Source organism: Streptomyces sp. NPDC048018 (assembly GCF_043202995.1).
GTDB lineage: Bacteria > Actinomycetota > Actinomycetes > Streptomycetales > Streptomycetaceae > Streptomyces.
On record NZ_JBIDBK010000009.1, the window covers coordinates 65,669 to 87,022 of the forward strand.

The 21,354-nt window shown below is 74.8% G+C and carries 12 protein-coding genes; 4 read left to right on the forward strand and 8 right to left on the reverse strand.

Annotated elements, in window-relative coordinates; translation table 11 throughout:
• Positions 1–39: 39 nt before the first annotated feature.
• Positions 40–2,148 carry an N-6 DNA methylase gene (locus tag ACGF1Z_RS29170; protein ID WP_393009003.1) on the reverse strand — a complete coding sequence of 703 codons (2,109 nt, stop codon included), beginning with the start codon at positions 2,146–2,148 and terminating at the stop codon, positions 40–42.
• 318 nt (positions 2,149–2,466) lie between these two features.
• Between ACGF1Z_RS29170 and ACGF1Z_RS29175 the strand changes: the two genes are divergently transcribed.
• Positions 2,467–3,234 (forward strand): hypothetical protein, encoded by a 768-nt coding sequence (locus ACGF1Z_RS29175; protein WP_393009004.1) that lies wholly within the window; start codon positions 2,467–2,469, stop codon positions 3,232–3,234.
• Between the two features lie 127 nt (positions 3,235–3,361).
• Here the strand turns inward: ACGF1Z_RS29175 and ACGF1Z_RS29180 are convergent, their stop codons facing one another.
• Both ACGF1Z_RS29180 and ACGF1Z_RS29185 read right to left on the reverse strand, forming a co-directional pair.
• Positions 3,362–4,126 carry an N-acetyltransferase gene (locus tag ACGF1Z_RS29180; protein WP_393009005.1) on the reverse strand — a complete coding sequence of 255 codons (765 nt, stop codon included), beginning with the start codon at positions 4,124–4,126 and terminating at the stop codon, positions 3,362–3,364.
• Positions 4,127–4,263: 137 nt separating this feature from the next.
• The gene (locus ACGF1Z_RS29185) at positions 4,264–5,148 is read right to left on the reverse strand and encodes a hypothetical protein (protein WP_393009006.1); all 885 of its coding nucleotides are present in this window, start codon (positions 5,146–5,148) and stop codon (positions 4,264–4,266) included.
• A gap of 137 nt (positions 5,149–5,285) precedes the next feature.
• Here ACGF1Z_RS29185 and ACGF1Z_RS29190 point away from each other — a divergent pair, with 137 nt between their 5' ends.
• Positions 5,286–5,849, forward strand: coding sequence for a TetR/AcrR family transcriptional regulator (locus ACGF1Z_RS29190; protein ID WP_393009007.1), 564 nt, complete (start codon positions 5,286–5,288; stop codon positions 5,847–5,849).
• A gap of 113 nt (positions 5,850–5,962) precedes the next feature.
• A complete protein-coding gene (locus ACGF1Z_RS29195; protein ID WP_393009008.1) occupies positions 5,963–7,249 on the forward strand; it encodes an SGNH/GDSL hydrolase family protein in 1,287 nt (428 codons plus the stop codon).
• 496 nt (positions 7,250–7,745) lie between these two features.
• Here the strand turns inward: ACGF1Z_RS29195 and mfd are convergent, their stop codons facing one another.
• From mfd to ACGF1Z_RS29210, 3 genes are all read right to left on the reverse strand, one after another.
• Positions 7,746–11,300, reverse strand: coding sequence for a transcription-repair coupling factor (mfd, locus tag ACGF1Z_RS29200; protein ID WP_393009177.1), 3,555 nt, complete (start codon positions 11,298–11,300; stop codon positions 7,746–7,748).
• A 486-nt stretch (positions 11,301–11,786) separates the two neighbouring features.
• Complete coding sequence (locus ACGF1Z_RS29205) at positions 11,787–14,360, reverse strand: ABC transporter permease (RefSeq protein WP_393009009.1); 2,574 nt, start codon at positions 14,358–14,360, stop codon at positions 11,787–11,789.
• Complete coding sequence (locus tag ACGF1Z_RS29210) at positions 14,357–15,145, reverse strand: ABC transporter ATP-binding protein (RefSeq protein WP_393009010.1); 789 nt, start codon at positions 15,143–15,145, stop codon at positions 14,357–14,359. The genes ACGF1Z_RS29205 and ACGF1Z_RS29210 overlap by 4 nt, the downstream gene beginning before the upstream one ends.
• A 399-nt stretch (positions 15,146–15,544) precedes the next feature.
• On the opposite strand from ACGF1Z_RS29210, the gene ACGF1Z_RS29215 reads away from it, so the two are divergent.
• Positions 15,545–17,200, forward strand: a complete 1,656-nt coding sequence (locus ACGF1Z_RS29215) for an MFS transporter (RefSeq protein WP_393009178.1) — start codon at positions 15,545–15,547, stop codon at positions 17,198–17,200.
• Between the two features lie 264 nt (positions 17,201–17,464).
• On the opposite strand, the gene ACGF1Z_RS29220 is transcribed toward ACGF1Z_RS29215, so the two are convergent.
• Positions 17,465–18,457, reverse strand: a complete 993-nt coding sequence (locus ACGF1Z_RS29220; RefSeq protein WP_393009011.1) for a cellulose-binding protein — start codon at positions 18,455–18,457, stop codon at positions 17,465–17,467.
• A 132-nt stretch (positions 18,458–18,589) separates the two neighbouring features.
• On the reverse strand, positions 18,590–21,352 hold the full coding sequence (locus ACGF1Z_RS29225) for an SUKH-4 family immunity protein (RefSeq protein WP_393009012.1): 2,763 nt from the start codon (positions 21,350–21,352) through the stop codon (positions 18,590–18,592).
• Between the last annotated feature and the right edge of the window lie 2 nt (positions 21,353–21,354).

A 21,354-nucleotide genomic window follows, 5' to 3' on the forward strand; every position in this document is an offset into this window, starting at 1 on the left:
ACCGCGACAGTCACCTCAGGCTTCTCCGGACCGAGACCTTCAGGGCTCCACGGTGCCGTCCGCCAGGCCGTCGTACATCCCCTGCACCAGCTGCTCGCCGAGCCGCCCCGCGAGGCGGAGCGCCTCCTCGAACTCCGCCAGGGCGCGGAACCGGGCACCGTAGCGCCGCTGTTCGGCGAGCGGCAGCCGCGGCAGCTGGAGGCGGCGGACGTCGAGCCGGGTCGCGGTGGAGGCGTACGAGCTGGCCTGGCGCTTGTTGGCGGTGGCGCGCAGGAACCCGGCCAGGAACCAGGGGTCGAGGGCCGCCGGGTCCGGGCGCAGCAGATGCACGTTCCGGCCGAGGGCGGCGCCCGCCGTCGCCGCGTCGACGACCCGCGCGACCGCGCCGCCGCCGAGGACCGGGACGACCACGTCGCCGGCGGCGAGCAGCACCGGCGGCTCGGCCGGAGCGCCGGCCGGGGCCTCCGGAAGCGTGCCGGAGGGCGCCTGGCCGGCCAGCACGTCGGTGTCGGTGAGGACGGCGACCGGGCCGGAGCCGGGGTGGGCGCCCGCCGTGCCCGTACCGCCGGCGCGCAGCGTGAGGGCGCCGGCCCGGGCCAGTTCGCCGACGGTCGTCGCCGGCCAGCGCACGGTGCCGGGGACGGCGCCGGTGTCGGCGGCGGGCGGCGGGGTCAGCTCGCGGGTGCGGCGCAGGGTCTCCGTGAGACGCGTGCGCACCCCGGCCAGCTGCGCGGCGCCCTCGGCGGCGGCGGGCGGCGGAAGGTGCCGGGCGGGGGCCAGGTCCACGTCGTCGTCGAGCAGTTCGACGACCGGCACGGCCCTGCTCCCACCGGGCGTCTCGTCGATCGCGCCGTCCCGGTCGAAGGCCCGCCAGGCGGCCAGGACGGCACTCTCGACGGCCGGCCAGTCGAGCCGGTCGCGGCCGCCGCCGGTCACCGCCACGGTCTCGGGCGCCGTGTCGACGAGCAGCAGTTCGGCCGGCGGGCGTTCGCCGGGGACGGGCCTGCGCAGCACCCACAGGTGCAGCGGGATGCCGTACGGGGGCGCCGCGCCGGCCGGCAGGGCGACGACGGCCCGCAGGGCGCCGCGGCGCAGCAGGTCGGCGCGGATGCGGCGGCCGGAGCGGCGGGAGACGGCGGCGGGCGGCATGAGGAGGACGGCGGTGCCGCCGGGGCGCAGCCGGGCGAGGCAGTGCTGCACCCAGGCCAGCTCGGACTCCGTGCGGGCGGGGAAGCCGTACTCCCAGCGCGGGTCGTAGGCGAGTTCGTCGTGGCCCCAGTTGCGCTCGTTGAACGGCGGGTGGCACAGCACGGCGTCGGCGGCGAGGGCCGGGAAGGCGTCGGCGCGCAGGCTGTCGCCGGACAGGACGCGGACGTCGACGGCGGCGTCGGTGCCGAGCGCGAGACGCAGGGCGGTGAGCGCGGCGAGGTCGGGGTCGGTGTCCTGTCCGTAGAGGGCGGTGGGGGTGTCCCCGGGCGCTGCCGCGCGCAGGAGGGAGCCGGTGCCGCAGGCCGGGTCGAGGACGGTGGCCGCGGGTCCCGCCAGGGCGGCCATGAGGGCGGCGGGGCCGGGCGGGGTGAGCGTGTACTGGCGCGGGTTGGCGTCGAGGTGCCGGCCCAGCAGGAAGTCGAAGGCCTCGCGGGGGCTCGTCCCGGCCGCGAGCTCGGCGACCCCGCGCAGCAGCGGGACGGAGGGGCCGAGTGCCCGGGCGGTGGGCGTGCGGACGGCCCGCTCCGCGCCGAAGCGCTCCGTCAGCGTCTCCTCCAGGGGCACCGGCAGCAGCTCGGCGAGCCGGTCGTCGGGCGCGCCCGCGAGCGCGGGCCAGGCCGCCGCCCGGTCCCGTACGAGGAGGAGGACGCCGCCCGCGTGGGCGAGGGCGGTGGCGGCGCCGGCGGGATGGCCGGCGACCTGCTGCCAGACCCGCTCCGCGAGCGGGACCTCGGCGAGCTTGCCCTGGTCGCGCAACCAGGCCTCGACCTCGGCGAGGGCGAAGGACGGGCTGGTCTCGGTGCCGCCGACCGGCTTGGGGAAGTCGGCGTGCCGGCGGCGCCAGTTGCTCACGGCCGCCCGGCCGACCCCCGCGAGACGGGCGATGCCCGCGGCGGTCACCTCAGCTGCGCTGTCGGGCACCTGCCCCAACTCCCTCATTGCCGTGTGTGTGCCGCAGATCTTACTGACGAACGCCACCGTCACCGCTTCACAGCGTGAGCCGACCCATCACACGTGAACCATGTTGACTCGGTTCACACTCTCTGTTGTCATTGACCCATCGCGACGGACGGACTGACCGTCCGGGAGGACACACGCATGTCGTGGACCTCGCGACTCCCGGGCGCCCGTGCCCTCCCGCCGCATCCCCGCGACCCCGTCCCGCCCCGTCCCGTCCCGTCCCGCCCCCGTCCGTCCCGCCCCGTCCCGCCCCGTCCCGCGCACCCCGTACGCCCGACCCCCCTCGGAGAACCCACCATGCCCGCCACCGCCCGCCTCCGCCGCGCCGCTCTCGCCGCGTCCCTCTGCTCCGCCGTCGCGCTCGGCGCGACCGCCTGCGGTCCCTTCTCCGGCGGCACGAACGACGCCGCCGCACCCGCCGGCCCCTTCGGCGGCCTGAGCGGGCCCCAGATCCTCGACAAGGCGGTCGACACGACGAAGACGGCCACGTCGCTCCACCTGGCCATCGACGTCAGGACCACCGACGGGCCGATGAAGTCCTCCGTGTCGACGGATCTTCAGGGGCAGTGCACGGGGACGATGGCGATCGGCGCGACGGGCACGGCCGAGCTGGTCCGCCCGGCCGACAAGGCCGTCTACCTCCGCTTCGACGAGGCGCTCCTGAAGGAGCAGGTGAAGGGCGAGTCGCCGGACGTCCAGAAGGCCGTGCTCAAGGAGCTCAAGGGCCGCTGGATGAAGACGGACGCCAAGGACCCGGACGCCAAGGACATGCTCGACCTCTGCGACCTGAAGGCGCTGCTCGCCGACTTCGAGCAGACGAGCAGGGGCACGGTGCAGGGCGAGGAGACCACGCTCGACGGCCGCAGGGCGCTGGTGCTGCGGCAGACGCTGGGCGGCGAGAAGAGCACGTTCTACGTGGCCACGGAGGGCAAGCCGTATCTGCTGAAGGTCGTCACGACCGGCGGCAGGGAGCCCGGCACGATCGCCCTGTCCGACTTCGACAGGCCGGTCGTGGCGAAGGCTCCGGCGAAGAAGGACGTCGTGGACGAGAAGAGCCTCGGCTGACGGTCCGGCCCGTCCGTACGGGGGACGGACGGGCCGGCCGGCATCCGACAGGGCGAAAGGCGTGAAGGCCTCCGGAGGGGGGTGGCCTTCACGCCTTCTCGCGTGTCGGGGCGGAGCGGGGCCGGGCTCAGACGGCGTGGCGGACCCAGACGTTCGGCTCGACGTAGACCGCGTAGCCCCGGGAGGCCTCGCAGTGCACCGGCACCAGGGCGCCCTCGACCTCGACGGGGCCGTCGGCGTCGAAGGGCAGGCGGGTCCACGCGCGCCACTGCTCGACGGACCCGCTCACCGTCATCGACGCCGGGGCGACCTTCTCCACGACGCCGCCCGCCCGCACGTGGACGCGCAGCCACGGGTCGTGCGGCAGGCCGTCCGCCTCGCGGGTGCGGAACGCGTACTCGTGGATGGAGGACGCGGCCTCCAGGTGCTTGCCGTTGGGACGCACCGGGGCGACCAGCTCGGCGAAGCCGAGGCGCCGGGTGTTGGCGCGCATCGCGGCCAGCATGCGGTGCGAGACGCCGTTGCCGAGCGCGCTCGTCGCGACGGTGATCTCGATCGCGCTGACGGTGTCCGGCGTGCGGCCGTGCCGGAGGTCGGAGAACGCCCAGAGCAGGATCTGGTCCCAGCCGGTGGCCGGCAGCTCGCCGCGGCCGGCGGCCCGGAGCTGGAAGGGCACGCTGAAGCCGCGGGCGACGACGGCGCCACCGGAGGCCCCCTCGGCGTTCCCGTCGGTGGCGACGAGGACGTACTCCGGGAACTCGGCGACGATGCGGCCCATGTTGGCCCAGCCGACCGGGTCGTACATCATGAACTCCGGCCAGAGGTCCTTCATGTTCCACATCTGCCCCTCGAGTTCGGGGCGTTCGGCGAGAGTCGTGATGTGCAGGTCCATGAGGGGGAGGCTAACGGGCGCCCGAGGGGGCGGCGTAACGGTTTTCCCGGGGCCGGGGCCGGGGCCGGGGTGAGGGCCAGGGCCGGGGCCAGGGCCGGGATCAGGGCCGGGGCCGGGGGCGCCGCGCCAGGGGCGCCTCAGATCCGGCCGATCCCCAGCGTGTTCTCGCTCGGCAGCAGCCCCGAGCCGATGATCGCCAGCCACGGGCCGCCGAGCAGGTCGGCGAGCCGGGCCGTGGCCTCCGGGCCGAGGGCGGCCCAGGGGGCGGCGGCGAGCTCGTCGGTGCGGAGTTCGACCTCGCCGCGCAGGGCGCGGCCGGCCTCGGTGGCGGTGCCGTCGGGGTGCACGAGGCCGCGGGCGGCGAGGCGCTCACGGGCGGCGGACCACTCGCCCTCGGTCCAGCCGCGGCCGGCGAAGACGGCCTCGGCCGCGGCGCCGACCGCGGCGAAGGAGACCAGGGACTCGACGGGGTCGAGCCCCGCGGCGAGGAGGGCGACGAGGTGCCCGTCGCCGCGGTGCTCCCGCAGGATCGTGGCAGCCTGCCAGAGGGCCAGGTGCGGCACCTCGGACCAGGGCAGCTCGGCGTGGGCGGCGGCCAGCGGGCGCCCGCCGGTCGCGGCGGCCCCGGCGGCCCGCCGGGCGAGGGCGGCGGCCTCGGCGAGTCCGGGGCTCGCGAGGACCTCGTCGCCGAGGAGCGTCCGGTAGACGCGGTCGGCGGCGCGGAGCCGGGCGGCGAGCACGTCGGCGGGGTCGGCGACGGCCCAGGCGGCGGGGACGTACCGGGCGACCTTGGCGGGGCTGAAGGTGTAGAAGGCGGAGGCGACCCGCTCGACGCCCACGGGCCCGAGGGCGGCGGCGCGCCACGCGAAGTAGCTCGGCCAGCGCTCCCCGACGTCGTAGCCGAGGGCGGCGGCCTCGTCGAAGGCCTCGGGGGCGTAGTAGGTGACGGAGTGCAGGGGTTCGAGCAGGTGCCACATCTGGCGCACGCGGCCGGGCTCCACGGTCAGGGTCTCCACGGTCATGACTGCCTCCCTGGGTTCCTCGGGTCCACGGGCCCGCGGCCCGCTCCCCTCGGTCTCGCACAGCTCATCTTGTCATTGCCTAGATTGCTCTCACGACCCGAACTTGTCAATGCCTAGATTCCGCGTACGCTGCTGCCATGACCAGTGGCACCAGCCGGCGCACCTACCACCACGGCGACCTGCGCCAGGCCGTCCTCTCCGCGGCCCTCGACGTCATCGCGACCGACGGACCGGGCGCCCTGAGCCTGCGCGACCTCGCCCGCCGCGCGGGCGTCTCGCACGCGGCCCCCGCGCACCACTTCAAGGACCGCACCGGGCTGCTCACGGCGATCGCCGCCCAGGGCTACGACCTGCTCGCCGAGGCCCTCGCCGGCGCCCCCGACCTGCGCGAGCGCGGCGTGCGCTACGTACGCTTCGCCGCCGCTCACCCGGCGCACTTCCAGGTGATGTTCCAGCCGAACCTCCACCACCCCGACGACCCCGACCTGATCGCCGCCAGGGAACGCGCCTCCGCCGAACTCCGCGCGGGCGTCACCGGTCTCGCGGCCGGCACCGCCGACCCGCGCGCCGCGGGCATCGCCGCCTGGTCCCTGGCGCACGGCTTCGCGACCCTGCTGCTCACCCACAACCTGGACGACCCGCTGGCCGGCCGGGACCCGGGCGAGGCCTTCCGCGCGCTCGCGGCCCTGACGTTCGGCTGACGCCTCGCCAACTCCCCCCGCCAACTCCCCTGCCGAGAGCGGGAATAGTTGAAGCAGACACGACCTTGATCCCCGTCGTACGCACTGACGACAACGGGGAAGCGACCAGCGACATGACCACCGGTACCAGCACCCTCCGGCGAGCGGGCATCGCCCTGCTCGCCACCCTGACCCTCGCCACCGTCCCGGCCACCGCCGCCACGGCCGACAGCGCGCCCGCGGCCGGCGCCGCGACCGCCGCCGGCACCTGGCACGGCGCGTGGGCCGCGTCGCCACAGGCGCCCACCGCCCCCTTCGGCCCCAACTGGGCGCCGGAGGGCTTCGCCGACCAGACCGTCCGCCAGATCGTGCGGGTCACCGCGGGCGGCACCCGGGCACGCGTCGAACTGACCAACCGCTACGGCACGACCCCGCTGCGCGTGACGGGCGCGACGGTCGCCCGCACCGCCGGGGGCGGTGCGGTGGTGCCCGGTTCGGTCCGCGCGCTCACCTTCGGCGGCCGCGGCGCGGTCACCGTGCCGGCCGGCGGCACCCTGCTCAGCGACGGCGTGCCGTTCCGCACCGCGGCGCTCGAGTCGGTCACCGTGACCCTCTACCTCGCCGCCCCGACCGGCCCGGCCACCTTCCACCACATGGCCTCCGCCACCAGCTACCGGGCGGCGGGCGACCACCGGGCCGACGCCTCGGGCGCCGCGTTCACGGAGACCAGCGGCTCCTGGTACTACCTGTCCGGCGTCGAGGTCTCCGGCGGCCCCCGGACCGCCCGCCGGGACGGCATCGTCGCCTTCGGCGACTCCATCACCGACGGCGTCGGCTCCACCGCCGACGCCGACAACCGCTACCCCGACGAGCTCGCCGAGCGCCTCGCCGCCACCGGCCGCCCGCGCGCGGTCCTCAACCACGGCATCGGCGGCAACCAGGTCACCAACGACACCACCTGGGCGGGCGAGGCGGGCGTCGTGCGCTTCCGCAAGGACGTGCTGACGGAGAAGGGCGTCGGGACGGTGATCCTCCTGGAGGGCATCAACGACATCGGCGGCAGCGGCCCCGCCTTCCCCGGCGGTCCCACCCCCGAGGTCTCCGTGAACCGGCTCGTCGAGGGCCACCGCAGCCTCATCCGCCAGGCCCACGCCCACGGCCTGAAGGTCGTCGGCGCGACCCTCACGCCGATCAAGGGCTCCTTCTACGACACCCCGGAGAACGAGGCCAAGCGGGAGGCCTTCAACGCGTGGGTCCGCACCTCGGGCGCGTACGACGCCGTGGTCGACCTCGACCGCGCGGTCGCGGACCCGGCCGACCCCGACCGCATCCTCCCGGCCTACGACTCCGGCGACCACCTCCACCCGGGCGACGCGGGCTACCGGGCGATGGCCGAGGCCCTCGACCTCGACGAGCTCTAGCCGACGGCCACCCCCACGACCAAGGCGCCGGGCCCGGACGCGCGGGGCGCCGGACCCACGACCCGGGCACGCGGGTACGGCGCCCGAACCCGGCCGCGGGGGTGCGGCCCTCGTTCCGCGGGAGCCCGGGGGCCGGGCCGAAACGGAACGGAACGGAACGGGATCGGCACCCGGGGGCCGTAGCGGAACGGGATCGGCACCGAGACCCGGGGGCCGTAGCGGGACGCGACCGACACCGGCACCCGGGGGCCGTAGCCGAACGGGACCGGCACCGGCACCCGGGGGCCGTAGCCGAACGGGACCGGCACCGGGAGCCGGTGCGGCGCCCCCACCGCGCCCCCGGGCACGGATCCGGCCCGGCGCCGGAACCGCGCCGACGAACCGGCACCCGTCACCGGGGGACGCCTCCCCCTACCCGTCCCCCGGCGGCGGACAGCCGGGGGACGCCTCCGTGTACCCGTCCCCCGGCGGCGGGCGGCCGCAGGCGGGCGGCGGATCAGGACCCGAGGATCTCCGCCAGGAACTCGCCCGTCCACGCCAGCAGTTCGCGGCCCACCACCGGCTTGCCGCCGATCTTCCCCGCCGTCGGACGGGGCACCAGGATCTGGTGGACGGCCGGCTTGATGACCGAGCGCGGGTGGAGGCGCTTCAGGCGCAGCTCCTGGGACTCGCGCAACTCCACCGGCGCGAAGCGGATGTTGGGGCCCTGGAGGACGATCTCCCCGACGCCGCAGGCGCGGGCCAGCATCCGCAGGCCGGCCACCAGGAGGAGGTTCTCGACCGGTTCGGGCAGCTTGCCGTAGCGGTCCGTGAGCTCCTCGCGCACCGCCTTGACGTCCTCCTCCGAGTTCGCGGAGGCGATGGCGCGGTAGGCCTGGAGGCGCAGCCGCTCGCCGGGCGCGTAGTCGTGGGGGACGTGCGCGTCGACCGGAAGCTCGATCTTGACCTCCAGCGGCGGCTCCTCCTCCACGCCGCCCTCCAGGGAGGCCCGGTAGTCCGCGACGGCCTCGCCGACCATGCGGACGTAGAGGTCGAAGCCGACGCCCGCGATGTGACCGGACTGCTCGCCGCCGAGCAGATTGCCCGCCCCGCGGATCTCCAGGTCCTTCATCGCCACGTACATGCCCGCGCCCATCTCGGTGTGCTGGGCGATCGTCGCGAGCCGCTCGTGCGCCGTCTCCGTCAGCGGCTTCTCCGGCGGGTAGAGGAAGTACGCGTATCCCCGCTCGCGGCCACGGCCCACCCGGCCGCGCAGCTGGTGGAGCTGCGAGAGGCCGAAGTTGTCGCCGCGCTCCACGATCAGGGTGTTCGCGTTGGAGATGTCGATGCCCGACTCGACGATCGTCGTGGAGACCAGCACGTCGAACTTCTTCTCCCAGAAGTCCACGACGACCTGTTCGAGCGCCGACTCCGACATCTGGCCGTGGGCCGTCGCGATGCGCGCCTCGGGGACGATCTCGCGCAGCCGCGCCGCCGCCCGGTCGATGGACTCGACACGGTTGTGGATGTAGAAGACCTGGCCCTCGCGCAGCAGTTCGCGGCGGATGGCCGCGCCGATCTGCTTCTCCTCGTACGGGCCGACGAAGGTGAGGACCGGGTGCCGCTCCTCCGGCGGCGTGGTGATCGTCGACATCTCGCGGATGCCGGTGACCGCCATCTCCAGGGTCCGCGGGATCGGGGTGGCGGACATCGTCAGGACGTCGACGTTGGCGCGCAGCTTCTTCAGCTGCTCCTTGTGCTCGACGCCGAACCGCTGCTCCTCGTCGACGATGACCAGGCCCAGGTCCTTGAACTTCGTCTCGGACGAGAACAGGCGGTGGGTGCCGATGACGACGTCGACCGCGCCGTCCTTCAGGCCCTCCAGCGTCGCCTTCGCCTCGGTGTCCGTCTGGAAACGGGACAGGGCGCGGACGTTCACCGGGAACTGGCCGTAGCGCTCGGAGAACGTACCGAAGTGCTGCTGCACCAGCAGCGTCGTCGGCACCAGGACGGCGACCTGCTTGCCGTCCTGGACGGCCTTGAAGGCCGCCCGGACCGCGATCTCGGTCTTGCCGTAGCCGACGTCGCCGCAGATCAGGCGGTCCATGGGGACCGTCTTCTCCATGTCCTCCTTCACCTCGGCGATCGTCGACAGCTGGTCGGGCGTCTCCGCGTACGGGAAGGCGTCCTCCAGCTCCCGCTGCCAGGGGGTGTCGGGGCCGAAGGCGTGGCCGGGGGCCGCCATCCGGGCGCTGTACAGCTTGATCAGGTCGGCGGCGATCTCCTTGACCGCCTTCTTCGCGCGCGCCTTCGTCTTCGTCCAGTCGGCGCCGCCCAGCCGGTGCAGGGTCGGGGCCTCGCCGCCCACGTACTTGGTGACCTGCTCCAGCTGGTCGGTCGGGATGTAGAGCCGGTCACCGGGCTGGCCGCGCTTGGCGGGGGCGTACTCGACGAGCAGGTACTCGCGGGTGGCGCCCTGCACGGTGCGCTGCACCATCTCGATGTAGCGGCCGACCCCGTGCTGCTCGTGGACGATGTAGTCGCCGGCCTCCAGGGTCAGCGGGTCGATCGTCTTGCGGCGCTTGGCCGGCATCCGCTGGCCGTCCTTGCCGGCGGCCTTCTGGCCCGACAGGTCGGTCTCGGTGAGCACCGCGAGCTTCAGCGCCGGCTCGACGAAGCCGTACTCGATCGCGCCGCAGGCCACGTGCACGACCGACGGGGAGATCTCCGTCAGATCGGCGTCCAGACGGGCCGCGATGCCCTCGCCGCCGAGGACCTCGACGGTGCGGGAAGCCGGGCCGTGCGCCTCCGTCACGAACACCGTGCGCCAGCCGTCGGCCAGCCAGCCCTTGGTGTCGGCGAGGGCGCGGGCGGTGTCGCCGCGATACGACTCCGGTGCGTGCATGCCCAGCTTGAGCGTGTCGCCCGCCGCGTCGTCGGCGAAGCTCTCCGTCACCGACTCGTCGGCGGCGAACGGCGACACCGACCACCACATCATGCCGAGCTCGCGCGCCCGGTCCCGTACGTCCGCGATCCCCCACAGGGAGGCCGCGCCGACGTCGATCGGTGCCACGCCGCCGCCGGCGGTGGCGGCCCAGGAGGCCTGCAGGAACTCCTGGCTCGTCGCCACCAGGTCGGCGGCCCGGGTCCGGACCCGCTCCGGGTCGCAGACCACGGCCATCGAGCCCTTCGGCAGGACGTCGAGAAGCAGTTCCATGTCGTCGACGAGCACCGGCGCGAGGGACTCCATGCCCTCGACCGCGATGCCCTCGGCGATCTTGTCGAGGAGTTCGCCGAGCTCCGGGTGCCGCTCGGCGAGGGCGGCGGCCCGTGCCCGCACCTGGTCGGTCAGCAGCAGCTCGCGGCAGGGCGGCGCCCACAGCCCGTGCTCGGCGACCTCCAGGGACCGCTGGTCGGCGACCTTGAAGTAGCGGATCTCCTCGACGTCGTCGCCCCAGAACTCGATCCGGAGCGGGTGCTCCTCGGTGGGCGGGAAGACGTCGAGGATGCCGCCGCGGACGGCGAACTCGCCGCGCTTCTCGACGAGCTCGACCCGGGAGTACGCGGCGGCCGCGAGACCGGCCACGACCTCCCCCAGGTCGGCCGTCTGTCCACTGCGCAGGGCCACCGGCTCCAGGTCCCCGAGGCCCTTGACCTGCGGCTGGAGCACGGAGCGGATGGGTGCGACGACGACGCTGACGGGCCCGGCCGCGGGGTCGTCGTCCCGCGGGTGCGCGAGTCGTCTGAGGACGGCGAGGCGCCGGCCGACGGTGTCGGAGCGCGGCGAGAGGCGCTCGTGCGGGAGCGTCTCCCACGACGGGTACTCGACGACCCTGTCGGGGTCGAGGAGCGAGCGCAGGGCGGCGGCCAGGTCCTCGGCCTCGCGTCCGGTGGCGGTGACGGCGAGCACCGTGCGCCTCGTCTCCCGGGCCAGGGCCGCCACGGCGAAGGGGCGGGCCGCCGGGGGGCCGACGAGGTCGACGTGGTGGCGATGGCCGTCCGTGGCGGCCTTGACCGCCTCGGTGAGTGCGGCGTCCTTGACGACGACGTCCAGCAGACCGTGCAGGCTCATGAAGGGGTCCATCCCGGCGAAGGTGGGCAACGCGAACGGCCCGACACGTCTCACGGGCCGGGGCTTCCAGCCTACGACGACGCGGTGACAGCCACCCTTTCGCGGGACCGCCGCGACGCCACCCCGACCGTACGGTTCCGCACCTGAGTGCCGCGTTGCCCCGCACCGAGGCTCGCGCTCCGTTCGGCTCCCTCGTGCGCCGGACCGCCCACGCCCGCCGTTCCTGCCGGACGACCCCGACGGGCTGCGCCAGGTCATCACGGCCACCGGCCTCCTCGCCCACGACCCGCGCCCCGCAGGGACCTGCGCGTACGGCTCGTGGGACCTCGGACGTATGCACGGGGGGCGGTGCCGCGTCATCTACGAGATCACCGAGGCCGCCGTCACGGTCATGGTGATCCCCCTCGGCCGCGTCCTGTGACAACGGGCCGGGCCCGGCGGATCGCTCCGCCGGGCCCCGCCCGTCCCCCGTGCACGCGGCGCGTACTAGTCCGTCGCGATCGCGTTCAGGACGTTCATGCGGCCCGCCCTGAAGGCCGGGATCAGGGCCGCGAAGAGGCCCACGAAGGCCGATCCGGCGAAGACCGCGACGATCGTCGGCCAGGGGATCTCCAGGACGCCCAGGCCCTCCAGGGCGAGGAGCTTCTGGGCGGCGGTGCCCCAGCCCAGGCCCAGGCCGAGGCCGAGGAGGGCGCCGAAGAGGGCGATGACGACGGACTCCAGGCGGATCATGCGGCGCAGCTGCCGGCGCGAGAGGCCGATGGCGCGCATGAGGCCGATCTCGCGGGTCCGCTCGACGACCGAGAGGGCGAGGGTGTTCACGACGCCCAGGATCGCGACGACGATCGCGAGGGCGAGCAGCCCGTAGACGATGTTCAGGAGCTGGCCGACCTGGTCCTTCAGGTCCTGCTTGTAGTCGGCCTGGTCGGCGACCTTGTACTGCGGGTACGGCTTCAGGGCGTCCTTGAGGGCCTGGTAGGCCGCGGTCTCCTGGCCGTCCTTCGCCGTGGCGAAGACGATCATGCTCCGGGGCATCTTCTCCACCGGCAGGGAGCGCTCGGCCGTCGTGATGTTCGTGTACATCACGCCCTTGTCGATGTTGTTCGCGTCGGAGGTGATCGCCGCGACCCGCAGCGTGGCGGGCCGGCCGCCCTGGAAGGCGACGGTGAGGCGGTCGCCGACCTTGACGCGGTGCTCGGCCGCGTAGTCGCTGCCGACCGACATGGCCCCGGGCCCGTAGGCGTCCGGCAGGGAGCCCGCCGTGGTGTCGCGGCGCACGTCCTTCGCGTAGGAGGGGTCGGCGGCGACCAGACCGGTCTTCCCGGCCTTGCCGTGCGGGTCGGTGACGGTGGCCTCGACCCACTTGTACTCGGTGACGTGGTCCAGGCCCGCGGCCTTCTCGATCGCGGCCTGGGCCTGCGGCACGACCGGCTGTCCGTTGGTGGACCGCACGATGAAGTCGGCACCGACCGACCGGTCGAGTTCCTCGGTCGCCGAGGCGACCATCGAGGAGCCGACCACCGACAGGCAGGCGACCAGCGCGAGGCCGATCATCAGGGCGGCGCCGGTGGCGCCCGTACGGCGCGGGTTGCGCAGCGCGTTGCGCTCGGCCATCCGGCCGACGGGGCCGAAGACCCGCAGGACCACGAGGCCGAGGACCCGGACGACCGCCCCGGCGAGCAGCGGGCCGACGACGACGAAGCCGAGGAGGCTGAGGACGACGCCGAGACCGAGCCACAGCGAGCCCGCGCCGGCCTCGTCGGCCCGGGTCGCGGTCCACAGCGCGCCGGCGCCGGCCGCGGTCAGCAGCAGGCCGACGGCGCCGCGCACGAGGCCGGCCTTGGCGTCGGCGGGGGTGCCGGCGTCGCGCAGGGCGGCCATCGGGGAGACCTTGCCGGCCCGCCGGGCGGGCACGAAGGCGGCGACGACGGTGACGACGACACCGAGGACGAGGCCGACGACGGGGGTGGTCCAGCGGACGGTGAGGTCCCCCGTGGACAGCTGCATGCCGGCCGACGCCATGATCTTCATCAGGCCGACGGCGAGACCGACACCGGCCGCGACCCCGGCGACCGAGCCGACGACGCCGAGCAGCAGCGCCTCGACGAGGACGGAGCGGTTGATCTGGCGGCGGCTCGACCCGATGGCCCGCATGAGGCCGATCTCGCGGGTGCGCTGGGCGACCAGCATGGAGAAGGTGTTGACGATGAGGAAGATGCCGACGAGGAAGGCGATGCCGGCGAAGCCCAGCATGGCGTACTTCATGACGTCCAGGAATCCGGCGACGTCCTCGCGGCCGGCGTCGGCGGCCTCGGCGGCGGTCTGCAGCTTGTAGCCGGGGCCGATCTCCGCGGCGATGCCCGCCTTCAGCGTGTCGTCGGCGACACCGGATGCGGCGTCGACGTTGACGTGGGTGAACAGGCCTTCCCGGCCGAGGAGTTCACGCTGGGCGGTGGCGGTGTCGAAGTAGACGAGGGTGGCGCCGGGGTTCGTGACCTTGAAGTCCACGATGCCGGAGATCCTGGCGGTGAAGTCGCCGGTGACGGCGATGGTGCGCAGCTCGTCACCGATCTTCAGATGGTGCTTCTCTGCGGTGCCGCCGTCGACCATGACCTCGGTGGGACCGCGCGGCTCGTGACCGGAGGCGATCTCCATCGAACGCAGCTCGGTGGCAGCCCAGTTGGCGGCGATGGTGGGCGCGCCGGAGGTGGGTCCGACGTTCTCGTCCCGCGCGTCGACGACCGTGACGCTCATGGACAGGACCTGCCCCTGGGCGGCCTTGACGCCGTCGACGCCCTTGACCTGGTCGACGAGCGCGGCGGGCAGCGTCTCCGGGCGCCCGTTCTGCGGGATGTCGTCGTCCTCGGTGGCGCCCTTGGGGCTGATGGTGACGTCGGAGGCGGTGGAGGCGAAGAGCTTGTCGAAGGTGGTGTTCATGGTGTCGCTGAACACCAGGGTGCCGCTGACGAAGGCGACGGAGAGCAGGACGGCCACGGCGGACAGCGCCATGCGGCCCTTGTGCGCGAAGAAGTTGCGCAGGGAGGTCTTCAGGACGGTCATGACGTCCGCCCCCGTGCGTCGAAGTCCTTCATGCGGTCGAGGACCTGGTCGGCGGTCGGCGCGTGCATCTCGTCGACGATCCGGCCGTCGGCGAGGTAGAGGACGCGGTCGGCGTAGGACGCGGCGACGGGGTCGTGCGTGACCATGACGATGGTCTGCCCGAGCTCGTCGACGGACTGGCGCAGGAAGCCGAGGACTTCGGCGCCGGCGCGGGAGTCGAGGTTTCCGGTCGGCTCGTCACCGAAGATGATCTCGGGGCGGGCGGCGAGCGCGCGGGCCACGGCGACGCGCTGCTGCTGGCCGCCGGACAGCTGGGTGGGCCGGTGCCCGAGGCGCTCGCCGAGGCCGACGGTCTCGACGACCCGCTGCAGCCAGGCGGCGTCCGGCTTGCGGCCGGCGATGTCCATGGGCAGCGTGATGTTCTCCAGCGCGTTGAGCGTGGGGAGCAGGTTGAAGGCCTGGAAGATGAACCCGATGCGGTCGCGCCGGAGCCGGGTGAGCTTCTTGTCCTTCAGACCGGTGATCTCGGTCTCGTCGAGGAAGATCTGGCCGCCGCTGACGGTGTCGAGCCCCGCGAGGCAGTGCATGAGCGTGGACTTGCCGGAGCCGGACGGCCCCATGATGGCGGTGAAGCGCCCGCGGGCGATGTCCACGTCGACGTGGTCGAGCGCGACGACCCGGGTCTCCCCGGAGCCGTACGCCTTGACGACCTGCCGCGCCCGTGCGGCAACGGCCGTTCGCTCTCCCGTACCCCCGTGCCTGGGGATGGTCACAGCCGAAGTCACGGTATGTCTCCTATGGATGAGAGGGAGGGTGGCGTCCTGGTTCCGGTACGCGGTGCGGTGGCGCATTCGAGTCTCGCCGTAGGGCGGGGGGCTCGGCACTGGTGCCAGGCGCACTCTTCACCCTGGGGTTATCCGTAAGACCACGGTAAGGACGGCCGGTCCCCGTCTCGTCCTCCGTCGGGACGAGCGGTCCCTGGACCGTATGAGGGAGGGCCCCCTAGGGGTTCCTCCACCCCGGGGACGGGTGAGAGGCTGCCCCGGGCGCACTTAGATGTACGAAGCATCCGTCATGGCGTGGGGCGGGGAGAGGGGCCGGCGGTGTCCGAGGCGACCACGGGACGGGCGGCCGCGCCGCCCACGGCGGACGTCACGCGACGCGGGCCGGTCGTCGCCGCGCTGATGCTGGGCATGGCCCTGGCCGCGCTCGACGGCACGATCGTCTCCACCGCCGTCCCGCAGATCGTCGGCGACCTCGGCGGACTGTCGGTCTTCTCCTGGCTGTTCTCGGGCTATCTGCTCGCCGTCACCGTGACCCTGCCGGTGTACGGAAAGCTCAGTGACACCTTCGGCCGCAAGCCCGTCCTGCTCGCGGGCATCATCCTCTTCCTCGCCGGCTCGGTGCTGTGCGCCTCGGCCTGGGACATGGCCTCGCTCATCGCCTTCCGCGTGGTGCAGGGACTCGGCGGCGGCGCCCTCCAGGGCACCGTCCAGACGATCGCCGCCGACCTCTACCCCCTGAAGGAACGCCCCCGCATCCAGGCCCGCCTCTCCTCGGTCTGGGCCACCTCCGCCGTCGCGGGCCCGGCAGCGGGCGGCCTGCTCGCCGGCTACGCGGACTGGCGCTGGATCTTCCTGGTCAACCTCCCGGTGGGAGCGGCCGCCCTGTGGCTGATCGCGCGCTATCTGGTCGAACCCGGCGCGGGGACGGCGGGGCGAGCGGGGACGGCGGGGCGAGCGGGGACGGCGGGGGACGGGGGCGGCGCCGTAGCGGAGCGGACCGATGCGCCACGGGGCGGGGCGGGCGCCGTACCGGACTCGACCGAAGCGTCCCGGGGCGGGGCCGGCGCTCCGCCGGACCCGGACGGCGCCGGGGCGCCGAAGTACCGGCGGGTCTCGGTCGACTGGGCGGGGGCTCTCGGGGTGTTCGCGTCCGGAGCCCTCCTCCTGACCGCACTCGTGCAGGGCGGCGTCGCCTGGCCCTGGCTCTCGGCGCCGTCGCTCGGCCTGTTCGGCGGGGCGGCGCTGCTCGCCGGTGTCACCGTCCTCATCGAACGGCGGGCAGCCGAGCCGATCATCCCCGGCTGGGTGTGGCGCCGCCGCACCATCGCCGCCGTCAACCTGGCGCTCGGCGCGCTCGGTCTGCTCATGGTCGCGCCGACCGTCTTCCTGCCCACGTACGCCCAGGCCGTCCTCGGCCTCGGCCCGATCGCGGCCGGTTTCGTGCTCTCCGCGATGACCCTGAGCTGGCCGGTCACGGCCGCTCTCTCCAACCGGGTCTACACCCGCATCGGCTTCCGGCAGACGGCGGTGCTCGGCATGGGCCTCGCGCTCCTGGTCCTGCTGGCGTTCCCGCTGCTGCCGTTCCCGGGCGAACCGTGGCAGCCCGCCCTGCTGATGCTGCTGCTCGGCGGGGCGCTGGGCTTCTTCCAGCTGCCGCTGATCGTCGGCGTCCAGTCGACCGTCCCGTACGAGGAGCGCGGCACGACGACAGCGTCGGTGCTGTTCGTCCGTCAGGTCGGCCAGAGCGTCGGCGCCGCGCTGTTCGGCGCGATCGCCAACGGTGTGCTGGCCGCGCGGGTCGGCGACGGCCGGGGCGACCTGGACGGGCTGGTGCGCTCCCTGGAGACACCGGGCGCCCTGACCGGACCGGCCGCCGACCACCTGCGGCGCGCGGTCGATGCGGCCGTCGACTACGTCTACCTGGGCGCGGCCGGCGCCGCCGCCCTCGCCCTCGTCGTCCTCCTCACGATCGCCCCGCGCCGCTTCCCGGTCCTCAAGGAACTGAACGGCCCTCAGGACCAGGAGGAGGAACGGACCGCCGACGCCACGAGCTGAGCGACGCCGCACGGCCGGCGGCAGCCCACGCCGCCCGGCCGGCGGCCGGAGCGCACCCCGGACGGGGGGAAGGCGGAGCCCCCGCGCGGCTCGGGCGCCTCGCGGCCCACGCCGCACGGCCGGCGGCGGGGCGCGACCCGGGCGGGCGGTCTCGGGGCGTACGCGGGCGCACCACGGGCGGCCGGCAGGCACGTTCGGGCGGCCCGGTCGGGCGGCCCGGCCGGACGGCCCCGGGGCGGCGGCGGGTGGCCCAGGCGTCCTGGCCTAGGCGTCCGGGCCGGTGGGGTTCCCCGGGTCCCCGGGGGTGCCGGGGGTACCGGGTTCCGGGGTCCGCTCCGGCTCCTCCGGGCCTCCGGAAGGGTCCTCCCCCGCGGCGGGTGCCGGGGGCTGGGGGTCCTGGCCCGTCACGCGGCCGGTGAGGGCGGCGAGGGAGGAACGGATGTGCTCCATGTGGGAGTGGATCTCGTCCCGGGCCTCGTCGTGCTCGCGGCGCACCCGGTCCGTCTCGCGTTCGATCCGCTCCTGCGTGAGGCGGGCCTCGGCGAGCAGCCCGGCCGCCCTGGCCTCCGCGTCCTCCTGGCCGTGCCGGGCCGTCTCCTCGGTCCGCGCCAGGGCCCGCCGGGCCTCCGCGAGCCGGGCCTCGGCCGCCGCGATCTGCTCCTGATGGCGGGCGTCCAGTGCGGCCTCCGCGGTGGCCGCCGCGCGTTCGGCCTCGTCCCGGGCCGTCCGCTGCTCCTCCCGCTGCCCGTCGAGAAGCGCCGCCCCGCGCCGCTCGGTCTCCTCCTGGTACGCGCGCGCCGCCTCGGTGACGCCTTCCGCGTCGCGGCGCGCGATCGTGGCGATCTCCTCGGCGCGCGCCGTGGCCTCCGCCAGGACGCTGCGGGCCGACGCGTCCGCCGCCGACCGCACGCCCTCCGCGTACGCCCGGGCCGCCTCCCCCGCCTCGCGGCCCGCCTCGCCGGCGGCCTCCGTCAGGGCCTGCGCCTCCGCCTCGGCGGCGCGGACAAGCCGGTCGTCCTCCTGCTCGGCCAGCGCGAGGATCTTCTGCGCGGCCTCACCCAGGGACTCGTAGCGCTGCGGGGCGAGCCCGGCGACCGCCTCGCGCAGCCGGGCCGCCTCGGTCTCGCTCTCCGCGGCGAGGGCCTCCAGACGGGCCGCCCGTTGCCACGCCGCGTCGCGCTCCGCGGTGAGCGCCGCGAGATGCCGGTCGACCTGCTCGGGGCGGTATCCGCGCCCGCGCCCGACGGAGAAACTCATCCCTGACGCCCCTTCGTATCCTTATGTCCTCAAACATCAAGGATGCGCCATGCGAACAGACAAAAGGCGCCCGATGTGAACACACATCGAGCGCCTTTGGTCACATCGTGCTGATGGAGCGAGCCCTTCCGGCTACAGCAGACCGTCCCACATCTGCTCCAGCAGCACCGACCACCAGTTCTCCGGCGAGGACAGCGCGGCCGGGTCCAGCATCGCCAACTGCGCCTGGAAATCAGCCGTCCAACGCCCCGCCTGCTCCGGGTTCAGCCCGAACCGCAGCCGCCACATGCGCCCGAGCAGCGCCAGAGAGCGCACGAACTCCGGCAGCCCGGTGTTCACGAACTGCGGCGGCACCGACTGCCCGCCCGGACCCGCCTCCACCGGCACGGCCACGATGTTCGCCGTCCCGTACTGCACACAGATCGCCCGGCCGAAGTCCGAACCCAGCACCAGGTACGAACTCGCGTCCGGCGCCGGCTGCACCTGCCGCTGCCCCGCGAGCTCCGCCAGCGTCGGCACCACCGGCATCGCCGGCTGCGCCCAGAAGAACGGCCCGAAGTCCGCCGGCAGACCCGCCCACATCAGCGTGACCGCCACCAGTTCCGGCACACCCTGCCGGGACACCGCGCGCTGGTCGAAGCGCAGGATGCCCGGCCCGAAGGCCCCGGCCAGCTCCTGCGCCACCCCGTCCGGCGGCAGCGGCGGCGCCGGCTGCACCTGCGGCAGCGGCGCCCGCACCGGCGCCGGCCGCGCCGGGCCGTCCGCCACCTGGTGCAACTCGCCCTGGTGCGTCAGCAGTTGACGCATCCCCTGCTGACGGCCCGCGTGATCCCGCCCGTACGGCGCGATGTTGGTGATCCGCGCCTGCGGCCAGGTCTCCCGGATCATCCGCGCGCAGTAACCGCCCGGCAGCTCACAGGACTCCAGCTCCGTGTGCAGCTCCAGCACCTGCTGCGGCGGCACGTTCATCGCGCGCAGCTCGTGCAGGATCTGCCACTCGGGGTGCGGGGTGCCCGGCGCCGAGCGGCGGATGAGCTGCTGCTCCGAACCGTCGGGCGCGCGGTAACGCAGCACGGCCTGATAGCCGGGACCGACCGTCGGCAGCCCCGTCGGCTGCGGCTGCGGATACCCGTACGCGGGCGCCTGCCCCGGTACGGGCGCGGGCACCGGCCCCGGCGGCGGGGGCGGCCCGGCCGGACCGGGCTGCGCCAGCATCGTCGCCGCGTGCGCCACACCGGCCGGCGGCGTACCGCCACCCGGCACGCCCGGCGGCGGAGGCGGGGGCGGCGGGGCCCCCGGACCGCCCTGGCCCGGGTGCGCGAGCATCGTCGCGGCGTGCGCCACACCACCGGCCGGCGTACCCCCACCGGGCACACCCGGCGGAGGCGGAGGCGGCAGCGGAGTGCCCGGCCCGCCCTGACTCGGATGCGCCAGCATCGTCGCGGCGTGCGCCACACCACCGGCCGGCGTACCCCCACCGGGCACACCCGGCGGAGGCGGAGGCGGCAGCGGAGTGCCCGGCCCGCCCTGACTCGGATGCGCCAGCATCGTCGCGGCCTGGTGCACGGCCGGCGGAGGCGTCGCCGACGGGGGCGCCGGGGGGCCGGGCGGTGTGGGCGCGGGCGGCGCCGGAGGACCGGGCGGCGCCGGCGGCCCGTCGGGCAGCTGCGACACCAGCTGGGTCCGCACATAGCCCCCGGCGGGCGGCGGCGTGGCCGCCTTGCTCGTCGCGGCATCGGCGATGTCACCCGCCGACGCCGGCACGCCCGGCGGCGGAGGCGTCGGCTGCGAACCGCCCCGCCCGAACGTCCCGTCGTTGTTCAGCCGCGGCGCGATGGCGGTCGCGGGCAGCGCGCTCCCGCCCTTCATCAGCGCGGTGGGCGCGTCCGCCCCCACCGACGGCGGCGGCGTGTCCTCGTCGTCCGCACCCGAGAGCGGCGGCGCGAACACGGTCGCCGGCAGCGGCACGGCACCGTCGGCCCCGCCGACACTCGCGTTCGCGTCCGCCCAGGGACTCTGCGCCGGAACACCGTCGTCGGCGGTGGGCTCGTAGGCCGGGGGCGGGGTCGGGTCCGAGGCCGGAGCGGAGGACGGCGTCGCCTCACCGGACGGCGCCGCGGGAGCCGCCGGGGTGGCAGGAGTCGCCGGGGTCGCCGGGGTCGAGGGGACGGCGAAGTCCACGGAGCCGGACGCCGGCGGAACGGCACCCGGGGCAGACACCCCGGCCGAGCCCTCCGCCACACCGGACGCACCGGCCCCCTCGGCGGCCGAGGCGTCGGAGGCCTCGGAGGCCTCGGAGGCGGAGGCGTCGGAGGCCGCCGAGACGCCCGAAGCCTCGGAGGCACCGGAAGCCGCACCCGCAGAAGCGGACGCGTCAGCCGACCCGGACCCGCCCGACACCCCGGAACCGGCACCATCCGCCGCCCCCGGAACACCCGCGTCCGCGAGCGCCGGCGGCGCCGACACCCCCTCCTGCGACGCCGACGCCGACGCCTGCGACGCGTTCGACTCCACCGGCGGAAGACCGATCTTGTCCGCCGCCTCCTGCAACCACTCCGGCGGACTCAACAGGAACGACGTCTGATTCAGATCGACCCGGGCCGCCTGCGCCGGAACCGCCGCAGCCGGCTCGGCGGCAGCCCCGTACTCCTCCTCGTAACGGCGGATCACCTCACCCACCGGCAACCCCGGCCACAACGTCGCCTCACCGCTGTCCCGGGCGATGACCAGACGCAGCCGGTCCCCGTCCGGGGTCGGCGCCTCCTCCCGGTCCTCCGCCCACACCACGAACCCGAGCCCGAACTCCCGCACCCGCACCTCACGGTGCAGATACGCCGGCACATCGCCGTTGATCCACTCCTCGGCGCGCTCCTGCGCCTGCGCGAACGTCACCACAG